A 22,017-nucleotide genomic window follows, 5' to 3' on the forward strand; every position below is an offset into this window, starting at 1 on the left:
GTCGGGCGTAGCCGTCGGGTACGGGGAGTTCCTCTGTCTCGCCGTCGGCCGGGGTATGTGGGACGGGTGCGGTCACGGTTGCGTGGTCGCGGTAGTCCTTGTCCTGGCGTATCTCGTCGAGTAGTTGGGCCAGTGCGTCGGTGCGGCGCGGGCGCAGCACGCGGATGGGCTCCAGCGCGGTGCGGTTGTCTGGTGCGTCGGAGGCAGGCGGTGTGGGCACGGTGCTCTCCTTCCGTCCCGTGGCAGAGACCGGAACTGTCTCTGCGGAATTCATACGCAGGGACAGCTCCGGAGGTTCAGCCGGCGGCACGCCCGGGGAAGCCGCGTTCGACGCTCATGAGGTCAAGGACAGCCTTACGTCGACCGTGTGTTGACGCGGGCCGGTCTGAAGTCCTCGGCTGCCACCGGCGTTTCGTTGATACCGCAACGGCCGTAACGCCTACAGCGTCACTTCCAAGGTCACTGACTTGGAAGTGAAACCGTTGCGCTCATAGAACCGGATCGCCTCGGTGTTGCTCGAATACGCCGTCACCTCCGCCAGGTGTGCTCCCTTTTCCTTCGCCCAGGCCCTGAACTCTTCGATCAGGCGCCCGCCGATCTGCCCTCGGCGATATGCGGGCTGCACATACATGCTCACCAGCGAAGTGACCCTCACCGGCTTCATCGCAGAGGCCTCGGCCACCACGCCCGTGAGGTGGCCCACGACCTCCCCGTCTCGTTCAGCAACGAGAAGTAACCGGTTGGGATCCTCCACACCGGCAGCGAAACGCTGAGGCCCGTGCTCGCGCGGCCAGTCGACGTTGATGCTCGGGTCACGGGTCCCGGCGTCCTCCGTGAACAAGGCACGACTGCAGGCCACAAGACCGTCGATATCCGCATGCTCTGCCTTGCGGACAATCACTTCAGGTCGTTGATCATTCATGGGCCCGGACACTATCGACTCCCACTGACAGCCTGCTCAGTACCTCAAGTGGTCCCAGCCCAAGCCAATCCCCGGGGCCACTTCACGGCTCTGGCGGCGATCACGGGGAGTCATCACGGTCGGTGATAGTCATGTTTGATCTGCCCGCCGGCCCAAGGCCGTTGCGCGACTCCTACCGCGCCCGGAACCGCGCTGACCACCCTCCTGCTCCCGCCGCCCGGCGTCGGCGACCAGCGGCTGCGCCTGGCCTTCACCGCGGCCGCGCTCGTCGTCGACGCCTCCCTCGTCGGGATCGACCCTGTCGGGCGCGATCGGCGGCCGCGGCGGGGGCCTGCGAATGCGCGCCGCTGGCAACCAGCTCGAGGTCCGCCTGGCTGAAACGGTGCACCGCCTGGACCTCGACAACCGGGACTCTTCGATCGACCGGGGCGAGGACGAAGAGGAGGACCTGGCGCGGATACTGATCGTCGCGGCCTGGTACCAGGTCCTCGCCCGCCCGCAACCCCTTCGGCTTCTCCTACACCCCGTTTGCCATCACCGCCCTGGAGGACCCCGGCTCCTTCACCTTCGCCCGGATCCTTCAGCTGCCGCACCGCGACATGGTCGCCGACGTCACCGTTCAGCTCCACCATGCTGCCCAGGGCTCCCTTCAGACCCTGCGCGCCCGCACCCGGCCCCAGGACTGCGTCGGTGGGGCGACGTTCGCCGGCGCCCGGATCAGCGCCGACGCGTACCTCGTCGTCGATGGGCTGCTGATCGACTTCAAGGGCGCCCGCCGGCCTCTCGCGGAGATGTCGCAGCGCACCGCCTGGCAGCTGACCGGCTACCCGCTCCTCGATACGGTCGACCGGTACCGAATCGACACCGTCGGCCTCTACCTGACCCGCTCCGGGGTCCGCGCCTCCTGGCCCGTCGACGACTACCTCGCCCTGCTGGGCGCCTGTCGCCGCGAACTCACCGAGTTGCGCGGGGTGTTCGCCGAACTGCTCGCCGGATGCCGGGTCCAGGCCAACGCTAGCTACTTTGCCACCGACGACGAGACCGAGCGTGTCCGGCAGCTGCTGCAGGCCTCGCCGTGCGGATCACCCGTCAGGCCGCCGCCGTGCGCAAGACGTAGACGATGCCGCCCAGCGCCACGCGGTCCGATATCGACAGTCGCCCGGGGTACCGGTGGCGTCGAGTCGGCCGAGCAGCAAGAAGGGGAGCGACGCGCTCCCAGAGGTCATCATGAACCAGGTCAGCGGACACGGGCGCGGAGTCTGCTGAGGGCTGTCGTCAGTCGCCAGCGGCGCCGTCAAGAGCGGCGCGTCAAGTGATCGAGGATCTGTCGGACTCAGCGCCAGCCCCCGAGTCGCGGTTCCGCGTACTTGCCGAACAGCGGATCGTAGACGCCCCCGTCGTCGGTGGTCACCACGTAGTCAGGCTCGGTTCTTGAAACAGCTGCGTGCAGGCGGATGACCAGGTCAGGGACAGGAAAGTTACGTAGCGACAGAGCCGCAGTTACCCGAGTACGCTGTTTGGCAATCTCCGGATTGTCCCTGGCCAGATACCTCTCGACATGCTGGGCGGAAGCCTGCATGACCTCCAGATCGCCGCCGCCGGAGAATCCGAGGCAATCCCGCCACCCCAGCCCGACGATTTTTTCCAGTGCGCTCGACAGGTCGTGGGCGATCAGCCCGCCCGACCCTTCGGAGTCGGCGAACACTACTGCGCGCCGGCCGCCATCCTCGGCACAGAGGAAGTAGCTCCCGCCGGTGAAGTCCCCCGCGATCGGCTCCAGCTGCGCCCCCGAGGAAAGCCTCAGGCCATTACCCGACTCCTTCCGCGCGATGTCGAAATCGAAGGACGCTCGCAGCAGCCCGCGGATGTCCGGCTTGCTCTGGATGAGTTCGAGCAGATGATCGCTTGGGGCCATGACATCGACGATAGCCACGGCTGCTGACGGGCTGAGACCAGGCCCAACTCGCAGCCGACCATTCCTGACATCTACTCGGCAGCATTGCCCCAGCGGGTCATTCTGAAACGATGAGTAAGGCGATGGGCGGTGTCGTGTCCCGTATGCGCAGAGCGTTTTGGTCTCCTGGACTGTTCACGCAGACCAGAACCGGTCAGTGGGGGAGCGCGCTGTCGGACGATCGGGTGTCCCGCAGCCGCAGCCGCAGCCGCAGCCGCAGCCGCAGCCGCAGCCGCAGCCGCAGCCGCAGCCGCAGCCGCAGCCGCAGCCGCAGCCGCAGCCGCGGACGTCGTTCTGCCGGTCCGCCCGGTCCGCCCGGTCCGCCCGGTCCGTATGGACCTTGGGCTCCCGGCCCGTAGGACCACATCCGCCATCGGACGCGCGATGAACCATGGTTTCGGCCGGTCCGGCGGGCGCGACGGGATGGAGCCGATGCCGGAGCGGCGCTTCGACGACCGATTTCCCCTTCAGGGTGCAACGTTTGCTTTCGCCCGGTGAGCAGGACATCGCCTCTACCATCGCTCCGCCGAAGGCACGAACGAAGTACCTCGCCCCCGCCGGCCGCCCTGTGCGGACACCGCGGACGGCACACCGACGCGGCCCTTGACCGGCTTCAGCCTGGCGAGACTCCCTCATTACGCCCTCCGACGGCAGGACGCCCAGGACCGTGACCATGCAATCGGTACGCCCTCGTACCAACCGTCATTGATCGCCACGGTCTTCAACTGGACCGTGGCCGACGAACTCAGCCGGCTGCTGCCGCAGTGCGAGGTCACCTCGCCCGCGGACCTGGTCGCGCCCGCCCTGGCCGGGCCGTGCCTGGACCCCGCCATCATCGCGGTACAGCGGCACGGAGACCGGATCCGGGCGGTCCATCAGAACCACCAGAACATCCTCTGCGCAGAGGACTGGAGTCAACGGCCTCGAGCACGCTGCAGAACCCGGGCCGGCTGGGCACTACGTCAGCTGCGCCCTCACGATGCAGGCACACGACGGCTGATCGTTGGGATGCTTGCCGTTCTCGCCGTTCTGATCGGGGACTGGGTGTGGCTGGTCGGGTGCGGTCACCCCTCGGCGGAGGCGTTCTTCGACGCGGCGCGGGTTGTCGCGGGTGTCGGCCCTGCGGGCGCTCCCGCCGATGCCCAGGGGTACCAGGTGTTCGCCGGACTCGCGATGCTGAGCACCGTCGCCTTCACCGCGCTGTTCACCGCGGGAGTGGTGGACCGGATGCTCGGCCCGAAGCTGATCGGCCTGGTGGGGCCGCGGACCCTGCCCCGCTCGGGTCACGTCATCGTGGTCGGTGTGGGGCAGGTGGGCATGCGCTTCTGTGCGGAGCTGAGGAGTCGTGGAGTACCTGTCGTCGGCGTCGAACGCGACCCACAGGCAGCCGCAGCGCGACTCGTCCGCAACTCGGGCGTCCCGGTCATGACAGGCAACGGCGGTGACCGTCACGTACTGGAGCGGCTCCGGCTGCGCACCGCCCGTGCCCTTGCCGCGGTCGGTTCGGACGATCTCGACAACATAGCCGTCGCCATTGCCGCGCGCGGGGTCGCGGCCGACACACGCGTGCTGATCAGGGTGGGCGAACACGAAGCCATCGCCGAAACACGTTCCCTGCTGCCCATGGGAACCATCAGAGACGTCACCGGCATGGCGGCCGGCTACGTCGTCGCCCGCCTCCTGGGGCAGCCCGTGGCCGGCGTGGTCGCCCACCAGGACGGCGTCTTCCCGTAGAGCCCCGATGCACCTTCAGTCACGGCCCTGTCGGATCGGGCCCGCTGCGGGCATCTGACCGCCAACCCGTCGGAGGTGGCGGCGACGGTCTCGTAGATAGTCTTCCGGAAGGACTAGAACGATTAAGTATTCTGCCTGTAACCTGACGACCTAATCGATTTAGCGTTCCTTTCTCACGGCGGGACGTGGGATCAAGGGGGTTGCCACCGATGCCAACCATGCAAGACGTCGCCGTCAGGCGGCCGAGAACACCTGTGGGACTCGAAGGGCTGCCCCGGCCCGGACGATGCCTGGTCATGGGGATCCTGAACGTCACGCCTGACTCGTTCTCCGACGCGGGCCTGTACGCGGACACCCGATGTGCCATCGACCGGGGACTGGGACTCGCGGCTCAGGGCGCGGACATCGTGGACGTCGGCGGCGAGTCCACCCGCCCGGGGGCGCACCCCGTGGGTCTGGACGAGGAACTTGCCCGGACCCTGCCGGTCGTGCGTGAACTCGCCCGGGCCGGCGTGTGCACGAGCATCGACACCATGCACGCGCCCGTGGCCCGGGCTGCCGTCGAGGCGGGTGCTCGTCTGGTCAACGACGTGAGCGGCGGCCTGGCCGACCCGGCCATGGCGTCCACCGTCGCAGCGGCCGGCGTGCCGTACATAGCCATGCACTGGCGTGCGCCGAGCCGTGAGATGGACGACCATGCCGAGTACGGCGATGTCGTCGCCGATGTCGTCACCGAACTCGGCCGAGCCCTTTGGCGGTTGGCGGAAGGGGGAGTCGACCTGGCTCGCGTCGCCATCGATCCGGGGATCGGCTTCTCCAAGCGGCCCGAGCACGACTGGACGCTTCTGGCCCACCTGGGATCTCTCCGGCGACTGGGGTATCCGGTGCTCGTCGGTGCGTCGAGGAAGCGCTTCATCGGCGCTGCCCTCGCGGCCGGGGGTGCCGGCGAGGTGCCGCCGGCAGGGCGGGACGTGGCGTCGGCGGCGGTCTCCGCGCTCGCCGCCGTCGGGGGCGCGTTCTGTGTGCGTGTCCATGATGTCCGCGCCGGCCTCGATGCGGTGCGCATGGCGGCCGCCTACGGCGCGCACCTCGATCGAGAACCGTAAGGAATCCACCCGCTGGTACTCGCCCCGGGCGAGGCCGGTTTGCTAGCTTCACTAGATCGGTTTAGCGCCGCGAACTCCCTCCGATTTGCTGAGCGGGGGAACCCGTCGTCCAACTACTAGATCGATTTAGTTTCCATGGAACAGACCGCTGAGAGTCGCTACGAGCAAGGAGCCACCATGGCACTCCCCACCCTCCAGGACGGCATCGACAAGGCCGGTTCGCCGATGAAGCTGCTGTGGCAGCCCGGTGCCGAACCGTGGACCCCCGAAGTCGTCGAGCGTGAGTACTCCGGCTGGCGTCAGGAGCAGGCGGCCTGGCACGAGGGCGTGGCCCTCCTCAACCTCTCGCATCACATGTACGACATGTGGATCGAGGGCCCGGACGCCACGAAGGTGCTCGCCGAGCACGGGGTCAACAACTTCGAGAAGTTCGCGATCGGGCAGGCCAAGCAGTACGTGCCGGTCACCCGCACCGGCCACATCGTCACCGACGGGATCCTCGCCCGGGAGGGCGAGAACAAGTACCTCCTCAGCGGGATCCCGGCCGCGCAGCACTGGGTGCAGTACCACGCGGAGAAGGGCGGCTACGACGTCGGCTTCGTCACCGACCCGTCCTCCGCCTTCCGTCCGGGTGGCGGCGATCCCAAGCTGTTCCGGTACCAGATCCAGGGGCCGCTGGCGACGGAACTCGTCGAGCGGGTCTTCGGCGGGCCGTTGCCGGAGACGAAGTTCTTCCACTCCAGCGCGGTCTCCCTCGACGGCCGTCCCCTTCGCGCCCTGCGTCACGGCATGGCCGGCCAGGCCGGCTTCGAGTTCATCGGCCCGTGGGAGCACTCCGCGTACGTGCATGAGGCATTCCTCAAGGCCGGCGAGCCGCTCGGCCTGATCCAGGTCGGCGCCCTCGCGTACGCCACGCCCAGTGTGGAGAGCGGCTGGATTCCCTCGCCCGTCCCCGGCATCTACACCGACCCCGACCTGCTGGACTACCGCGGGTACCTGCCGCTGTTCGGCATCGAGGGCAAGCGTCCGCTGAACGGCAGCTACTTCTCCGAGGACATCGAGGACTACTACGTCTCCCCGTACGAGCTGGGCTACGGGAAGGTGATCCACTTCGGCCATGACTTCGTGGGGCGGGACGCCCTGAAGAAGGCCAAGGACGAGCCGCTCCGTACCAAGGTCACCCTCGTCCTCGACCCGGACGACGTCCGCACGGCCGTCGGACAGGGGGAGGACCCCGGCTTCGTCCTCTCCTACGCCCGTCACCGGGTGGAGACCGCCGCCGGTCTGGTCGGCGTGACGATGCAGAGCGCGTCGATCGACCCGGTGGGGGCGGTGCTGGCGCAGACCCTGATCGACTCCGAACACGCCGCGCCGGGCACCGAGGTGACGGTGGTCTGGGGCGAGCACCCCGGTTCCGGCACCGACCCTGAGGCCGACCTCGGCTTCCCCCGCATCCGGGCCACCGTCCAGACCTCCCCGTTCAACCAGCACGCGCGCACCCTCTACCGCCGCGACCGCTGACCTCACCGGACTGCACGGCACCGCTACGGCCCGGCCTGATGCTGACGCGACGTCATGTCGCCGGGCCGTCTCGGCGGTGCTGCGGGAGCCCCCATGACCGGCCCCCGCAGACGAGAAAGCGAGACGAAAGACGATGAATCCCGAGAGCACGGTACGAGCAGCGGTCGGTACGTCGTTGCTGGAGGACTTCTCCCTGGAGATGACGGGGAAAGACGTCCCCAAACTGGAGGAGGCCCGCGACAGCATCCCCGAGGGCACCCGGATCAATATCACCTTCCTCGGCAACGAGAACCTGGAGATGCGGTTGGAGGCGGCGCGGGCGGTCAAGCGGCTCGGGTTCGTTCCGGTGCCCCACATATCGGCCCGCCGCCTGGGGTCGCGCGCCGACTTCGAGCAGTTCCTGGCCGGCCTGCGCGACGACGGCACATCCGGCAACGTGTTCGTGGTCGGTGGGGATCCGGCGCAGCCCGAGGGCCCCTACTCCGATTCCCTGTCCCTGATCGGCACGGGGCTGTTGCAGGAGTACGGCGTCCGCCATGTAGGCATCAGCGGATATCCGGAAGGTCATCCCGAGATCGACGGCGGAGCACTCTGGTCCGCGTTGCAGGACAAGCACACGGCGCTCGTCACCCAGCCCCTGGAGGGCTGCGTCATCACGCAGTTCGGGTTCGACGTCGACCCGGTGCTCGCCTGGGTCGAACAGGTCCGCGGCCGGGGCATCGCGCTCCCGATCAGGATCGGAGTGCCCGGGCCCGCCGGAGTACGCCGGCTCATGTCGTACGCCGCCCGTTTCGGCGTCGGAACCAGCGCCTCGGTCGTCAAGAAATACGGATTCTCGCTGAGCAATCTCATGGGCACCGCAGGACCCGATCGCTTCCTGCGCGATCTCGCCACGGCCTACGACCCGGCCCGGCACGGCGACCTGAAGATCCACTTCTATACGTTCGGCGGGCTCAAGGCCACCTCCGACTGGGCCGCCCGCTTCCGGAAGGACAGCCTGGCATGACCCTCACGCAAGACGCTCCGGCCCGCACCGTCACGAGCAAACGACACGCCCAGCAGGCTTCGCTGATCGTGCAGGGCGCCGACGCCACGGGCATCGTCGCGGCCGTGACATCCGTCCTGAGCCGCCACGGCGCGAACATCGTCTCCCTCGACCAGTACTCCGACAACCCGCAGGGCGGCGCCTTCTTCCAGCGCACGGTCTTCGGCTTCGACGGGCTCCAGGCCGTGCTGCCCGCGCTGCGGACCGATCTGGACGAGCACCTGGTGGACGCGTTCGGGCTGAACTACACCCTGCGCGACCTGTCGGTGCCCAAGCGCGTCGCGATCTTCGCCTCGAAGTCCGATCACTGCCTGCTCGACCTGCTGTGGCGCCACCGGCAGGGGCAACTGCCCGTCACCGTCGCCATGGTGATCTCCAATCATCCGGACGTCGCCGAGGAGGTCCGCAGCTTCGGGATCCCCTTCTTCCACGTGCCCTGCCAGGGAGCGGACAAGTCCGCTGCCGAGGCTGAGCACGTGCGGCTGCTGAAGGGCAATGTGGACTTCGTCGTCCTGGCCCGCTACATGCAGATCCTCTCCGGCGGCTTCATCGAGCAGGTGGGCGTGCCGATCATCAACATCCACCACTCCTTCCTCCCCGCCTTCATCGGCGCCGGTCCGTACGCCAAGGCCAAGGAACGCGGTGTGAAACTGGTGGGAGCCACCGCCCACTACGTCACCCAGGACCTGGACGAGGGCCCGATCATCGAGCAGGACGTCGTGCGCGTCACCCATGCCCACTCGGCCACCGACCTCACGCGCCGGGGCGCCGACGTGGAACGGGCGGTGCTCTCCCGCGCCGTGCTGTGGCACGCCGAGGACCGGGTCATCCGCGACGGCAACCACACCATCGTCTTCGCCTGAAGGCGAGACGGCTCATCGATTCCCGTCGACAGGAAACCGCCCGTGGTGACCGCGGCAACGACCAGCTCGGCCTGGGCGCCGTACAGCCGTGGTCACCCCGACCACGAACAGCACGCCCCTGTCATCCGGGCGGATCGTTCACCATCACAAGAAGGCGGTTCGTCACCATGACAACCAGGATCGACGGCACCAGGATCGCTCGACGGATCCGTTCGCAGGTCGCCACGGAAGTCGCCGCGATCGCAGCTACCGGTTCAGGGAGAATCCCCGGATTGGCGACCGTCCTCGTCGGCGACGATCTGGCCAGCGCCGTGTACGTCGCGGCGAAACGGCGCGCCATCAAGGAAGCCGGCATGCGCGACTTCCACCGCCACCTGCCCCAACACGCGACGCACGACGATGTGGCCGCCGTAGTGGACGAACTGACCGCCGATCCGGAGGTCTCCGGCATCCTGCTCCAACTCCCCCTGCCCCGGCAGCTCGACGCGGCCACGCTGATCGACCGCATCCCCGTCGCCAAGGACGTCGACGGCCTCACCACCGCAAGCCTCGGACTCCTCGCCCGTGGGGAGCGGGGGTTGCGCCCCTGCACGCCCAGCGGTGTCATCGAACTGCTCGATGCCGAGAGCATTCCGCTCACGGGCGCGAGCGTCGCGGTGGTCGGCTGGGGAGAACTCGTCGGCAAGCCCTTGACCAGCCTGCTTCTGAGGCGCGGGGCAACTGTGTCAGTGGCGCACGAGTTCACCGTCGATCTCGCCGCGGTCACCCGTCGCGCCGACATCGTCGTGGTCGCCACCGGCGTACGCGGGCTCGTCGGACCCGAACACGTCAGGCCCGGTGCCGTCGTGATCGATGTCGGCATCCACCGGACGCCTTCGGGCCTGGCCGGCGACGTCCGCGCCGAAGAGCTCGACGGAATCGCCGGACGCATCACCCCCGTCCCGGGCGGTGTGGGCCCCATGACCATCGCCATGCTCCTGGTCAACACACTGCGAGCCGCCCAGTGGAGCTCCGGATGCGAGATCGCCGCGGCTTGAGATCCCGGCGGAGTTCGAGCTCGACGGGGGAGACGCTCGCGGCGAAGGAGGTTCGGAATGGTCCAGTTCCCTCCCGTGGCACTGCTCGGCGGACACCTCGCCACCGGTCTCGCGGACGTCACCGACGACCCTGCGGCGCTGGACTCCGAGGGCTTCTGGGCCGTGGCGGCGGACTTCGAGGGGCACCTGACGTGTGCCCGCTTCCACGATGTACGACCGATCGAGACCGGCCGTCTTCCTGCGGCGCCTTGGCGCGGTCCCCGTGCCGGCGAATGGACCTCCTCCCTCAGCCGTCCCGCCTACATGGACGGTGTGGCACGCATCCGCGAGCACATCGCCGCGGGTGAGGTCTACCAGGCCAACCTCTGCCGTGTGGTGTCGGCTCCCGTCGTACCGGAAGCCGATGTCGTGGCACTCTCCAGCCTGCTGGTGCGGCACAATCCCGCACCCTTCGCGGGCGTGATCCGCCTGCCGCGGCATGGTGTGGAGCTGGCCACCGCCTCGCCGGAACTCTTCCTGCGGCGCACCGGAAGGTACGTGGCGTCGGGCCCCATCAAGGGAACCGGCCGCACCGAGGCGGATCTGCTGGAGAAGGACTACGCGGAGAACGTGATGATCGTCGACCTGGTCCGCAACGACCTCGGCCGCGTGTGTGTCCCCGGCTCCGTGACGGTGCCCGACCTGTGCGCAGTGGAGAAGCATCCGGGGCTCGTGCACCTCGTGTCCATGGTGAGAGGGCGATTGCGCGAAGGTGTGGGCTGGCCCGAACTGCTGGCGGCCACGTTCCCACCCGGTTCGGTCACAGGAGCGCCCAAGAAGAGCGCCCTGGAGATCATCGAGGCGTTGGAGACCTCGCCCCGCGGTCCTTACTGCGGTGGCATCGGCTGGGTCGACGCCGACCGTGGACGCGGCGAACTGGCCGTAGGAATCCGCACTTTCTGGATCGACCGCGGTGAAGGGCTCCTGAAGTTCGGTACCGGGGCGGGCATCACCTGGGGTTCGGAACCCGAGCGGGAGTGGGAGGAGACCGAGCTGAAGGCACGTCGGCTGTTGGCCATAGCGATCGGCGGCCCGTAGGGGCTTCCGCGGTCCGGGTGAGTCGTGTCCTCCACTGGAGAGCTGAATCGATCTAGCACGTAGAGTGAACCCAACGTGCTGATGGCCGGCCACTTTCCGTGATGCCTGCTCGCGGGGCGTACAGCGTGCAAGGCCGACGAGGGGAGTGTGCGGGCATGGGCCGTTCGGGCCGAGTGACGTTGAGTGACGTGGCCAAGGCGTCCGGTGTGTCGCGGGCGACGGTGAGTTTCGTGCTGAACGACGACCCGCGCCAGACCATTTCCGCCGCCACCCGCGAGCGGGTGATGGAGGCCGCCCAGGATCTGGGGTACGTCCCGCACGGGATCGCCCGCGCACTGCGCGAGGGGTCTTCGCGCATCGTGGTGCTCAATGTCGACTGGGGCATGGAGGGCAACTTCTCCCGCAGTTATGTCCGGGGCCTCGACGAGGAGTTGGCCGAACACGACCACATCCTTCTGGTGCGGCACGGGCACTCGATCCCGGAGGCAACGCAGAAGGTTCTGGACACCATCGTGCCGCGGGCGGTGCTGCGGCTCGGCGAGGTCTACATGCAGGGACGCGCACCGAGCGAGGAGGACTGGGAGAGCGGATTCGCCGCCAACGCCGCGTTGCAGATCGCATATCTCGCCGACCGGGGGCACACCCGGATCGCCCTGGCGATGCCCGACCACGACTTTCCGCTGACCGATGCCCGGCTCGGCTTCGCCCAGGAGGCCGCCCGGCGTCGGGGGCTTCCGCCCCTGGAACGTTTCGTCGTACCGAGGCCGCGGGAAGCCGGCGCGGCCGCCATCCAGATGTTCCTGTCAGCCCACGCCGACGTGACCGCCCTGGCGGCCTTCGACGACGACATCGCGTTGCGCAGTCTTACGGCTCTGCGGGATCTCGGAGTGCGGGTACCCGAGAAGGTGGCGGTGATCGGCTTCGACGAGACCGAGCACGGCTCGCTGACCACACCCGCCCTCACCACCGTGCACATCGACGCCGAAGTCCTGGGGAGGATCGCCGCCCGCAATGTCCTGGGAATCGACACCGGAGGGCTGGCGCCCGTGCCGGGGTGGATCGTGGCGCGGGGGTCTGTGTGACCGCTTCACACCCGTAACCAGGGCGTCGCCGGAGTGGCGATCGTCGGCGTCGCCCCGTGTCGATGAGCGGTCCGCCGTCGCTCACGAGGTGGTACGGACGACCGGCCACATCCCCGCATACGTCTGATCCTCGCCTTCCAGCGTGACGAGCAGCTTTCGCAGCTGTCCGATGATCTCGTCCTTGCCTCCGTCGCCCAGGATCCCGGCGAGTGCGCTGTCGATCGCGGCGATGCGCGCCCGGCCGTCCGCGACGCCGGCGAGGCCCGCTTCGGTGAGTTCGTGGAGGATGACGCGCTTGTGCACCGGGTGGGGCAGCCGGCGGACCCACCCGACGCGTTCGAGCTGCGCGAGGGCCGTCGTCGCGCTCTGCGGCGTGATGTGAAAGAGCCGTGACAGGTCCGAGGCGGACATCAGGCCGAGTTCGTCGAGGTGAACGGCGAGGCCCAACTGGGTCACCGTGACGTCGAGTTCGTCGAGTGCGCTCTGAAGACGGCTGTGTACGGCCTGCTGCGTTCGCCACAGGACGTGGGGAAGGCCGTCCTGCCATGCGGGACCAGTGCTGTCCTTCGCCGAAGACATCGTCACCCTCCGTTTGTGCGGAGCACCAGTATCCGCCGAGGCTCATTGTTTCAGACATCTTCAAACTTTACAGGTGTCTGTTATACGGTTTCGGGGCGCAGCAGCGAGGCTGCGCACCGGTGACCGAGAGGAATCCCATGCCGAGTCTCGAAGAAGAGATCAACAAGGCTGGAGGAGCGCTCGCCCTGCTTCGTCAGGGGCGCTCCGGGGCGTACCCGTTCCCGATCAAGTCGGAGTTCAGCAACTGGCGCGACGAGCAGGAGGCATGGCGCAACAGCGCCGCGCTGATGGACCTGTCGCACCACATGACGGACCTCGTCGTACAGGGGCCCGACACGTACAGGCTGCTCGAACACCTCGGGGCGAACAGCTTCCAGGGCTTCGGCCCCGGCAGTGCCAAGCAGCTCATCACGGTCCGTCCCGACGGCTACATGATCGGTGACTGCATCCTGTTCTGCGTCGGCGACCGCCACGTCCGGATCGTCGGCCGGCCGCCGGCCCTCAACTGGGTCCAGTTCAACGCGGCCACCGGCGACTGGGACGTCACCGTCCGCCGGGACGAGCGCACCGTGAACAACCCGAAGGGCCGGGACCTGTTCCGGCTCCAACTCCAGGGCCCGCACGCCGCGGCGATCTTCGAGAAGGTCAACGGCGGCCCGATGCCGGACATCCCGTTCTTCACCATGGGCCGCTTCAACGTCGGCCCGCACCAGGTCACCGCGCTCAACCACCGCATGTCCGGCTTCCCGGGCTACGAGTTCACCGGGCCGTACGCGGACATCGACCCGGTGCGCGACCTCATCGTGGAGGCCGGCGCCGAGTACGGCCTGCGCCAGGTCGGCGCCCGCGCCTACGCGTCGGTCGCCACCGAGTCGGGCTGGATCGCCAACACCCTGCCGGCGACCTACTCCGGCGAGGATATGAAGGCGTTCCGCGAGTGGCACTCGGCGCGTTCCTTCGAGGGCAACCTCGCCCTCGGCGGCAGCTACGTCGCCGACCGGATCGAGGACTACTACACCACCCCGTGGGACCTCGGCTACGGCCACATCCTCAAGTTCGACCACGACTTCGTCGGACGCGAGGGGCTTGAGGCGATCAAGGACCAGCCGCACCGGCGCAAGGCCTGGGTGCTCTGGGACCGCGACGACGTCGCGAAGATCTTCGCGAGCATGTACGAGAAGGGCGAGGGGCGCTTCAAGTACATCGAGATGCCGGCCGCGTTCTACACCGCGTGTCAGTTCGACCGGGTGGAGAAGGACGGCGAACTCGTCGGGGCGGCGATGCTCACCTCGTACTCGGCGAACGTACGCGGCTGGATCTCGCTCGGCACGATCGCTCCGGAGGCCGCGGCCGGCGACCAGGTGGAGATCGTCTGGGGCGAACCGAACGGCGGCTCGCCCAACCCGGCCGTCGAGCGCCACGCCCAGACACGCGTCCGCGGAACGGTCATGGCGCGTCCGTTCGCGACGAAGAAGCACTGACGGGGCCGCGGACGAGCAATGCGATGGATGCTCTGACACCGCAGGAACCGCGCTTGCCGTGCCCAGGTCTCGTGGTAAGGGTGGTTTCTGTTACGATCGCTAGATCGATCTAGTGGCTGGGTGTGCCGCCCGATCCGACTCCGATGGTCTTGCGCTTCGCCATCGCCGGCCTTCCGGGCTCGGCACTTGAAGGTGGTACTGCCCAGCTGCATCGCCGCATGCTCGACGCGGCCCGGGAGGGACACCGGTGCCGTGGACGACCGGAGGAATCCCATGGACCGTCTGCTCCTCATGCGCAGTTTCGTCATCGTCGCCGACCTCGGCAGCTTCAACGGCGCCGCCAAAGCGCTGGGATCGTCGGGGTCGCTCGTGTCGCGGCATGTCGCCGAGCTGGAGCGACAGGTCGGTGTCCGGCTGGTCAACCGCACGGCCCGCTCGGTGAGCCTGACCGAACCGGGCCTGCGCTATGCCGAGTTCGCCGCCCGCATCGTGAAGGAGATCGACGCCGAGGACTCCAACATCGCGCATCTGCACGACCGGGCGGAGGGCGTGCTCAGCATCATCTGCCCGAAGTGGATCGGGAGCCTGGACCTCGGGGACGCCATCGCCGCGTTCTCCGCCGTGCACCCGAAGATCCAGATCCGGTTCGAGCTGGGAGGCGTGTCCGACCGGACGTACGACTTCCTGGACGGCGGTTTCGATCTGGCGTTCCACACCCGGGACCTCAGGGACTCCAACGTCCGACTGAAGAAGATCGCCTCGCTGCCCTTCGTCCTGTGCGCGTCGAAGACGTACGTCGACGAACACGGACCCCTGACGCATCCCAACGACCTGGCCGGCCGCGACTGCCTGGTGCACGTCAACGACCCGGTCTGGCGCATCGGGCACGGCCCTACCTCCACGCTGCACAAGATCCGCAACGTGGCCTTCTCGTCCAACTCCTACATCGCACTCCAGAAGGCCGCCGTCCATGGGCGCGGCATCGCACTGCTCCCACAGCGGTCCGTCTACGACGATCTCGTCTCCGGGGCCCTCCAGGTCCAGCTGCCCCACCTGGCGGCACCCGACCGGCCGCTCTACGCCATCCACGGGCCCGGGCCGGGCACCCAGCGCAAGATCACCGTCTTCCTGGACTTCCTCGCGCAGTGGTTCGCTGAGAACCCGATCCCGACGTTCGGCTTCTGATTTCTACGGATGCATGCTCGGCGTGAAACCTTATGATTCGCCCCGGGAATTCATAATTTGTGCTGAACGATGGACAGTTGTGCTCCATGTGGCCACTGTGGCAAGGCCAATCGAGCCGCCAAGGAGCTGTCCTCATGTGCGAACCCCTGGATGAACCGACGTCCCGCCGGACGATGCTGGGCGCGATGGCGGCATCCGCCGTCGCCGTCGCCGTACCGCTGCTCGGCGCCGAGCCGGCCGCGGCGGTGACGGACACGGGATCCGCGCCCTCCGGAGCGGGCCTGTCCGTGACCCTCCTCGGCACCAACGGCGGCCCGCCGCCCCTGGCCACCCGGTACGGCATCTCGTCGGCGCTGACGGTGAACGGCAGAACGTATGTGATCGACTGCGGACGAGGAGCGGTGACGCAGTACCTGCGCGCCGGTCTGTCCATGCCGTCGCTGGCCGGGATCTTCCTGACCCACCTGCACGCGGACCACATCGTCGACTACTACTCGTTCCCGCTGCTGTCGGCGGGCGCCGCGGGCGCGCAGGGCTTCCAGAACCCCGTCGACGTCTACGGCCCCGGCTCCGCCGGCGTCGCCTCGACGGTCACCGGAGCCCCCGGGCTCCTGCCGGGCACCGTCGAGATGACGAGGCTGGCCGGCCAGGCGTACGCGGCCTCACCGACCTTCTTCATGACCGAGCACGCCGGCATCGACCCGGCGACCATGCTCGACGTCCACGACGTGCTGCCGCCGTCGGGGATCGGCGCCTCGGCGGCGAACTCCGCGCCGGCCATGGCGCCGTTCACCGTCATGGAGAACGACGACATGAAGGTCACCGCCGTCCTCGTCCCGCACGGCGCGGTCTTCCCCGCCTACGCCTACCGCTTCGACACCGACCACGGCAGCGTCGTCTTCTCCGGCGACACGGCACCGACCCCGAACATCATCACGCTGGCGGCACACACGGACGTCCTGGTCCACGAAGCCCTGTACCCGGCGGGACTCGCGAGTCTCGGCCTGTCCCAGGCGCTGATCGACCACATCACCTCGACCCACACGGACGTGGCCCAACTCGGCCGGATCGCCGCGGAGTCGGACGCGGGAACGCTGGTCGCGACCCACCTCGGCCCGGGACAGCAGGTGGCGGTCTCCGACGCGACCTGGCGACGCCTGCTCCGCGACAGCGCCCGCACGGCGGGCTTCGGCGGACCGATGGTGCTGGGCGCGGACCTGCTGTGTCTGCCGGTACGGCGACGCGGGTCCCGCCGGTCCTGACCGGTCCGGCACCACGGAGAAGTTCCGGATTGCTTGCACCGCGCGACCGATCACCGGTGCGTCACGGCTCTCGCCTCGCCCCGAAACGCCTGTTACCGTCCGGCTTAATCGATCTAGCACAGGGTGAGCCTCCGGACGGCACCCTGGACGACGGCCACTCGACGGAGAGTGAAATGAACCCTGTCCCGCAGCAGCGCAGTACCTACGAAGCGGTCCTCCGGCTGAACGAGGCTCCGTTCATCACGGAGCGGCCGGCGATGTTCAGCCCGGCCGCCGCAGCCCAGGACGAGGGCAACGCGCGGGGCACCTACGGCCGCTTCGCGCAGATCCTGCTTCCCGAGGAGTACACGGAGTGGGTCGAGGAGAGCGCCGCCCACGTCGTCTCGTGCTACCTCGGCGACTGGACCTCGCTGCACAAGGTGAAGGTGCACGGCCCGCAGGCGCTCGCCTTCCTTTCCCGGCTGGGGATGCGGGACCTGTCCCGTTTCGAGACCGGGCAGATCAAGCACCACGTGCAGCTCGACGAGAACGGCTGGATCGCCTCCGAGGGCGTGCTGTGCAGACTGGGGCCGGACGAGTTCGTCTACACCGCGGGCAGCTGCGACTGGATGCTGTGGCAGCTGAGCCAGGGCAGTTGGGACGCCGCCGCCACCGACATCAGCCCCGAGCTCTTCATCTTCGGCATCCAGGGACCGGCGTCCCTGGCCACGCTGGAGAAGCTGACGGGGGACGACCTGCGCGACATCGGCTTCAGCCGCAGCCGCATGTCGAAGGTCGACCGGGTCCCCGTACGGGTCCTGCGCACCGGGATCTCGGGCGAACTCGGGTACGAGCTGCACGGGCCGGCCGAACACGCCAACGAGATCTGGGCGGCGGTCGTGGCGAGCGGGCAGGACGTCGGCATCCGCCAACTCGGCTTCCGGGCGCAGCCTGTTCAGCACATCGAGGCCGGGATCGCGACCAACGGCCTTGACTATCTGCCGGCGTCGATCCTCACGCCGGGTGCGCCGAGGCAGTTCCGCAAGGGCACGCCCACCGGAAGTTTCGTCCCCGTCAACGGGGTGACCGACTACTTCCGCAAGCCGGCCGAACTCGGCTGGGGCTTCGGCAAGGGCGTCCCCGACCGGGACTTCATCGGCCGGGACGCACTCGTCAGGGACGCCGAAAGCGGCGTACCCGCACGCCAGTTGGTCGGTCTGCGGTGGAACGCACAGGACGTCGCCGGCGTTCTCACCTCGCTCCTGAGCGAGGCCGAGCTGCCCGACCAGATGGAGATGCCGCGCGGACGCGGTCCCCACTTCGACCAGGTCCTGGTGTCGGGCGATCCGGTGGGCGTGGCCACGGGCCGGACGGTCAGCCCCACCCTGCGGTCCATGATCTCCCTCTGCGTGCTCGACCCCGCGCACACGACACCGGGCACCGAGGTCGTCGTCCTGTGGGGCCGCCCTGGCACCCCGCAGCGGGAGATCCGGGCGACGGTCACGGCGCTGCCGTTCAAGCCGGACAACCGGCGGGCCGACGTCACCGCGCTGTGAACAACACCCGGTCCACTCCCGGGTAAGGGCCCGCCAGGCAGAGAGCACCGACCACGACATCTGCGTGGCGGGCGAGCCGCGGGCCGATCTCGCGGGCGCGTGCGGCGCCGCCTCGGTCTGCCCAGAGGCTGGGGCGGTAGTTGGGGTCGTAGGAGGCGGTGACGTTGTGCCGTCGGGCCGAGGCCATCGCCTCGTCGGCCACGTCCACCGTGGTGTCCGACAGGGCCAGGAGCATGCTGGTGGCGGCCTCGCTGAAGGCGGCGGTGTCGTGCAGGAGCGGGGTCACGTAGGTGTAGACGGTGAAGTGCCCGAGGACGAGCAACGCGGTTGCTGCCACCAGGCTTCGCAGGCCGGGCAGGCGCAGCGCGCTGCCGAGGCCTGTCGACCGTGGCGGGGCGGAGCGGTGGGGAACGTCGGGCAGGAATCGCCGGGCGGCGGCGAGTGCTCCGAGGCCGAGGGCCGCCGCGGCCCAGAAGGCACCGCGCCATCCGACGACGCCGCCGAGGACGGTGCCCAGGGGGACGCCCAGAACCAGGGCCGTCGAGTTGCCGGCGAAGACGACAGCCGTGGCGCGGCCCGAGCGGCCGGGCGCGGCGGCGTATCCGGCGACGATCGACCAGAAGACCCCGTGCACCATCCCGCACAGGAACCGTCCGATCGCCAGCATCGGGTAGTTCTCCGCGGCCGCGGACAGCACGGTGCCCAGGGAGAAGACCGCGCTCACGGTCAGGTAGAGATGTTTGCGCGGCCGGCCGGCGGTCCAGTGGGTGAGCGGAGCCGCCGTCAGTCCGACGCTGAAGGCGTACACGGTGACCAGCAGCCCCACCCGTGATCGCGCGACTCCCAGATCGTCGCCGATCGGCGTCAGCAGCCCGACCGGCAGCAGCTCCCTGGTGACGACGACGAAGGTCGTGGTGGCGAGAACGAGCAGACCGTTCCGGCGCCGGGCCGGCGACTCCGTGGGCGGACCGGCCTGATCGGAGAGGAGCGGTGCGCTCACGCCGACGCGGCGGGGAGAACGGCGAGGAACTCGCGGACGTGACGGAGCCAGGTCGCCCGGTCCGCCGCGTTCAGGATGTGGGCGGCGCCGGGCAGCTCGATCAACTGGGCGCCCGGAATGCCGGCCGCCGGCCGGTACGAGCTTTCGGGCAGCACCAGCCGGTCGCCGGTCGGCGCCACCACCAGGGTGGGTGCGGACACCTTCGCCAGGTCGGGCCGGACACCGACGCGGGACACCAGGTCGAAGTGGTCCAGCATCCCCGGCGGCATCGCGGCCAGGGTCTGGGCGACCGGTGCGTCGAGGTCGGCCGGTTCGAGGTCGGCCAGGTCCGCCGGGGACATGCAGGACACGATGGCGAGCCGGGCCAGGTCGTTCCTACGATCCGCGGCCGCAAGGGACTTGATCGGCTGGGCGGCGAGCGCCAGGACGGGGTCGGCGGCAGGGAAGCCGGCGGTGAGGACGAGCACCTGGTGCCCACCTGTCCGGATTTGCTCGCCCAGCTGCGCCGGGAGGGCGAGCGGATCACCCGCGCCATCGAGGATCTACAGGCGTCGCGCGCGATGCTCGACACCATCATCGCCGCCGCGCCGCCTGTGGACGCCGGGACGCCGGGACCGCTTCAGCCGGACGTTGCCGAGGCAAGCTAAGCGCAGGTCCCGGATCGAGAAGGGTGTCCCACCTGATTTTCCGGACACGCGACCTTGAGAACCCTTCTGGCGCCGACGCCTGAGCCAGGCTGGCCCCAGAGGGGGAGGCCCCATAGGGGGAGGTCCCGTTACTCCGGAGGTGAGGAACCCATGAGCACCCTGCCGGTCATCGCGGCGGTCGACGGTTCGGACGACAGCCTGCGTGCCCTGGACTGGGCCCTCGACGCGGCCCGTGGACGCGGGGCGCCGTTGCGGGTCGTCCATGTGTGGCAGTACGCCGCCGCCTGGACACCGCCCGGCGTCCTGGTCGCCGGGCCGCCGGAGCCGGACGAGGACGAGGTGCTCGACCAGGTCCGTACGTATCTCGAAGGGCGTCCTGACCGGCCGGTCATGGAGTACCTCGGGCTGCAGGGCGCACCGGGCGCCGTACTGCCCGAACTCGGTTCCACCGCACAGCTGTTGGTGCTCGGCTCCCGAGGTCGCGGCGGCTTCGCCAGCCTGCTGCTCGGCTCCAACGGCATGGCCGCCGCCGCGACGCCGCCTGCCCCGTCGTCGTGGTGCCCCGGCCCGGATGCGAGGTCCACGGCGCGACTCCGGTCGAGCCCGGACCCCGGGTGGTCGTCGGTCTGCACGTGGACAGCCCCGACGAGGCCACCCTCTCCTTCGCCTTCACCGAGGCCGCCCTGCGCGGAGCCCGCCTCCAGGTCGTCGCCGCCTACCCGTGGCCGCCGCAGGCCTGGACGTCCCCCGGCGAACTCGTCCCGCCGGTCATCGACCAGGACGCCATCGAGAACGAGACCCGCACCCTCACCGAGGCCCTCCTCGCCCCGCACCGCGAACACCACCCGGACGTCCGGACCGAGCCCTACGTCGCCCCGGGCGACGCGGCCGGCCACCTCGTCGCCGCCTCCAAGGACGCGGACCTGGTCGTCGTGGGCCGCCACCGTCGGCGCCTGCTCTCCCCGGCCCGGTTGATCGGCTCGGTCACGCAGGCGGTCCTGCTGCACGCGGCGAGTCCGGTGGCCGTGGTGCCGCCGATGGCCTTGGAGGAGTGAGTAAGTCCCGTGCCTCTACGGTGACTTGCTCGCCTGCGTGACACGGGCCGTGTTGAGTCGGTAAGCAAGTCGCTGTAGCGGCACGTCCGTTCGTCCTCGACCATGTAGATGGCTATACCCCGCAGGCGAGTTGACGATCACGGCCACAGCAGCTGCTTGCGCCACCCCGCACCCTCACGCACGTACACAAGCCGCGTATGCCGACGCTCCTTGTCCCCCTGCCAGAACTCGACCGACTCCGGCCGCACGGTGTGCAGGGTCCAGCCCGGAGCCACGAGATCCGGCTCGTCCTCCAGCCGCTCCAGCGACTCCTTGACCGCCGTGTCCCGTTCGGCGAGGTCCGTCAGCGGCTGCGACTGGCGGCCGACGAGCGCCTCCGCGCGGGCGCCGGTGCTCCGGGCCAGGAAGTCCGCCGCGCTGTCCGCCGCGCCCGCCGCCACGACCGGACCACGCACGCGGACCTGGCGGGCGAGCGGCGACCAGTAGAACGTCAGGGCCGCGAAGGGCCGTTGGGCGAGATCGCGGGCCTTGAGGCTGCCGCCGTCCGACGCGAATCGCCAGCCGTCCGGGCCAACGCCCTTGAGGATCAAGGTTCTTGAGGTCGGGTTGCCGTCGGCGCCGGCTGTCGAGACCGTCATCGCGTGCGGCTCGCGCACACCGGCCTCCAGCGCCCCCAGCAGCCACTCCGTGAACAGCTCCGACGGAGTGTCCGGCGCGGCCAGAGGATCGAAGGTGGGCAGTTCGCCCGCGAAGACCTCCAGGTCGCGCAGCAGTTGCCGTAGATCGTCCATCGATGTTCGCCTCCAGGCCCGGGGACAGTGGTGATCCCATCGTCGGTCTCGGGCGGGACTTGATCAAGCGGGATCCGTGTCCCTGTCGTCCCTGACGAAACAGGAAAACCGGCCGGTACGCCTTCGTCGACTACCCGGTCG

The 22,017-nt window shown here is 69.1% G+C and carries 21 protein-coding genes and 1 pseudogene; 15 read left to right on the plus strand and 7 right to left on the minus strand.

The features are described 5' to 3' along the window. Positions 1–439: 439 nt before the first annotated feature. Positions 440–922 (minus strand): GNAT family N-acetyltransferase, encoded by a 483-nt coding sequence (locus ACNFOC_RS04775; RefSeq protein WP_416956877.1) that lies wholly within the window; start codon positions 920–922, stop codon positions 440–442. 599 nt (positions 923–1,521) lie between these two features. On the opposite strand from ACNFOC_RS04775, the gene ACNFOC_RS04780 reads away from it, so the two are divergent. Continuing rightward, positions 1,522–2,238: a hypothetical protein gene (locus ACNFOC_RS04780; protein ID WP_416956879.1), complete on the plus strand. Its 717-nt coding sequence runs from the start codon at positions 1,522–1,524 to the stop codon at positions 2,236–2,238. A gap of 17 nt (positions 2,239–2,255) precedes the next feature. On the opposite strand, the gene ACNFOC_RS04785 is transcribed toward ACNFOC_RS04780, so the two are convergent. Both ACNFOC_RS04785 and ACNFOC_RS04790 read right to left on the minus strand, forming a co-directional pair. After that, a complete protein-coding gene (locus ACNFOC_RS04785) occupies positions 2,256–2,837 on the minus strand; it encodes a hypothetical protein (protein WP_416956881.1) in 582 nt (193 codons plus the stop codon). Positions 2,838–3,030: 193 nt separating this feature from the next. Then, the gene (locus tag ACNFOC_RS04790; protein WP_416956882.1) at positions 3,031–3,243 is read right to left on the minus strand and encodes a hypothetical protein; all 213 of its coding nucleotides are present in this window, start codon (positions 3,241–3,243) and stop codon (positions 3,031–3,033) included. A 338-nt stretch (positions 3,244–3,581) separates the two neighbouring features. Between ACNFOC_RS04790 and ACNFOC_RS04795 the strand changes: the two genes are divergently transcribed. From ACNFOC_RS04795 to ACNFOC_RS04830, 8 genes are all read left to right on the plus strand, one after another. Next, complete coding sequence (locus ACNFOC_RS04795; RefSeq protein WP_416956884.1) at positions 3,582–4,610, plus strand: NAD-binding protein; 1,029 nt, start codon at positions 3,582–3,584, stop codon at positions 4,608–4,610. Positions 4,611–4,828: 218 nt separating this feature from the next. Next, the gene (folP, locus tag ACNFOC_RS04800) at positions 4,829–5,716 is read left to right on the plus strand and encodes a dihydropteroate synthase (RefSeq protein ID WP_416956924.1); all 888 of its coding nucleotides are present in this window, start codon (positions 4,829–4,831) and stop codon (positions 5,714–5,716) included. Between the two features lie 177 nt (positions 5,717–5,893). After that, a complete protein-coding gene (locus tag ACNFOC_RS04805; protein ID WP_416956886.1) occupies positions 5,894–7,237 on the plus strand; it encodes an aminomethyl transferase family protein in 1,344 nt (447 codons plus the stop codon). A gap of 133 nt (positions 7,238–7,370) precedes the next feature. Further along, the gene (locus tag ACNFOC_RS04810; RefSeq protein WP_416956888.1) at positions 7,371–8,243 is read left to right on the plus strand and encodes a methylenetetrahydrofolate reductase; all 873 of its coding nucleotides are present in this window, start codon (positions 7,371–7,373) and stop codon (positions 8,241–8,243) included. Further along, a complete protein-coding gene (purU, locus tag ACNFOC_RS04815; protein WP_416956890.1) occupies positions 8,240–9,145 on the plus strand; it encodes a formyltetrahydrofolate deformylase in 906 nt (301 codons plus the stop codon). Before ACNFOC_RS04810 ends, purU begins: the two co-directional genes overlap by 4 nt. 167 nt (positions 9,146–9,312) lie before the next feature. Beyond that, positions 9,313–10,182, plus strand: coding sequence for a bifunctional 5,10-methylenetetrahydrofolate dehydrogenase/5,10-methenyltetrahydrofolate cyclohydrolase (locus tag ACNFOC_RS04820; protein WP_416956892.1), 870 nt, complete (start codon positions 9,313–9,315; stop codon positions 10,180–10,182). Positions 10,183–10,239: 57 nt separating this feature from the next. Further along, a complete protein-coding gene (locus ACNFOC_RS04825; RefSeq protein ID WP_416956894.1) occupies positions 10,240–11,259 on the plus strand; it encodes a chorismate-binding protein in 1,020 nt (339 codons plus the stop codon). A 188-nt stretch (positions 11,260–11,447) separates the two neighbouring features. After that, positions 11,448–12,341, plus strand: a complete 894-nt coding sequence (locus ACNFOC_RS04830) for a LacI family DNA-binding transcriptional regulator (RefSeq protein ID WP_416956896.1) — start codon at positions 11,448–11,450, stop codon at positions 12,339–12,341. An 81-nt stretch (positions 12,342–12,422) separates the two neighbouring features. Here the strand turns inward: ACNFOC_RS04830 and ACNFOC_RS04835 are convergent, their stop codons facing one another. Next, entirely contained in the window at positions 12,423–12,920 is a 498-nt protein-coding gene (locus tag ACNFOC_RS04835; RefSeq protein ID WP_416956898.1) for a MarR family winged helix-turn-helix transcriptional regulator, read from the minus strand. A 137-nt stretch (positions 12,921–13,057) separates the two neighbouring features. On the opposite strand from ACNFOC_RS04835, the gene ACNFOC_RS04840 reads away from it, so the two are divergent. The 4 genes from ACNFOC_RS04840 to ACNFOC_RS04855 all read left to right on the plus strand — a co-directional run bounded on the left by ACNFOC_RS04840 (position 13,058) and on the right by ACNFOC_RS04855 (position 18,383). After that, positions 13,058–14,401 (plus strand): aminomethyl transferase family protein, encoded by a 1,344-nt coding sequence (locus ACNFOC_RS04840; RefSeq protein ID WP_416956900.1) that lies wholly within the window; start codon positions 13,058–13,060, stop codon positions 14,399–14,401. A 273-nt stretch (positions 14,402–14,674) separates the two neighbouring features. Further along, the gene (locus ACNFOC_RS04845; RefSeq protein ID WP_416956902.1) at positions 14,675–15,586 is read left to right on the plus strand and encodes a LysR family transcriptional regulator; all 912 of its coding nucleotides are present in this window, start codon (positions 14,675–14,677) and stop codon (positions 15,584–15,586) included. Positions 15,587–15,720: 134 nt separating this feature from the next. Then, positions 15,721–16,848, plus strand: coding sequence for an MBL fold metallo-hydrolase (locus tag ACNFOC_RS04850; RefSeq protein ID WP_416956904.1), 1,128 nt, complete (start codon positions 15,721–15,723; stop codon positions 16,846–16,848). A 173-nt stretch (positions 16,849–17,021) separates the two neighbouring features. Continuing rightward, positions 17,022–18,383, plus strand: coding sequence for an aminomethyl transferase family protein (locus ACNFOC_RS04855; protein ID WP_416956906.1), 1,362 nt, complete (start codon positions 17,022–17,024; stop codon positions 18,381–18,383). Here the strand turns inward: ACNFOC_RS04855 and ACNFOC_RS04860 are convergent. Together ACNFOC_RS04860 and ACNFOC_RS04865 are read right to left on the minus strand one after the other, a co-directional pair. Then, complete coding sequence (locus tag ACNFOC_RS04860; protein WP_416956908.1) at positions 18,370–19,383, minus strand: MFS transporter; 1,014 nt, start codon at positions 19,381–19,383, stop codon at positions 18,370–18,372. The two genes, ACNFOC_RS04855 and ACNFOC_RS04860, sit on opposite strands and share 14 nt — an antisense overlap. After that, the gene (locus ACNFOC_RS04865; RefSeq protein WP_416956910.1) at positions 19,380–19,850 is read right to left on the minus strand and encodes an alpha/beta fold hydrolase; all 471 of its coding nucleotides are present in this window, start codon (positions 19,848–19,850) and stop codon (positions 19,380–19,382) included. Before ACNFOC_RS04865 ends, ACNFOC_RS04860 begins: the two co-directional genes overlap by 4 nt. Before the next feature lie 3 nt (positions 19,851–19,853). Between ACNFOC_RS04865 and ACNFOC_RS04870 the strand changes: the two genes are divergently transcribed. Next, positions 19,854–20,030 carry a hypothetical protein gene (locus tag ACNFOC_RS04870; RefSeq protein WP_416956912.1) on the plus strand — a complete coding sequence of 59 codons (177 nt, stop codon included), beginning with the start codon at positions 19,854–19,856 and terminating at the stop codon, positions 20,028–20,030. Positions 20,031–20,180: 150 nt separating this feature from the next. Continuing rightward, positions 20,181–21,085: pseudogene (locus ACNFOC_RS04875) on the plus strand (universal stress protein). 137 nt (positions 21,086–21,222) lie between these two features. On the opposite strand, the gene ACNFOC_RS04880 reads toward ACNFOC_RS04875, so the two are convergent. Continuing rightward, a complete protein-coding gene (locus tag ACNFOC_RS04880) occupies positions 21,223–21,876 on the minus strand; it encodes a pyridoxine/pyridoxamine 5'-phosphate oxidase (protein WP_416956914.1) in 654 nt (217 codons plus the stop codon). Positions 21,877–22,017 lie beyond the last annotated feature (141 nt).

Origin of the sequence: Streptomyces colwelliae (assembly GCF_048158785.1) — a bacterium.
GTDB lineage: Bacteria > Actinomycetota > Actinomycetes > Streptomycetales > Streptomycetaceae > Streptomyces.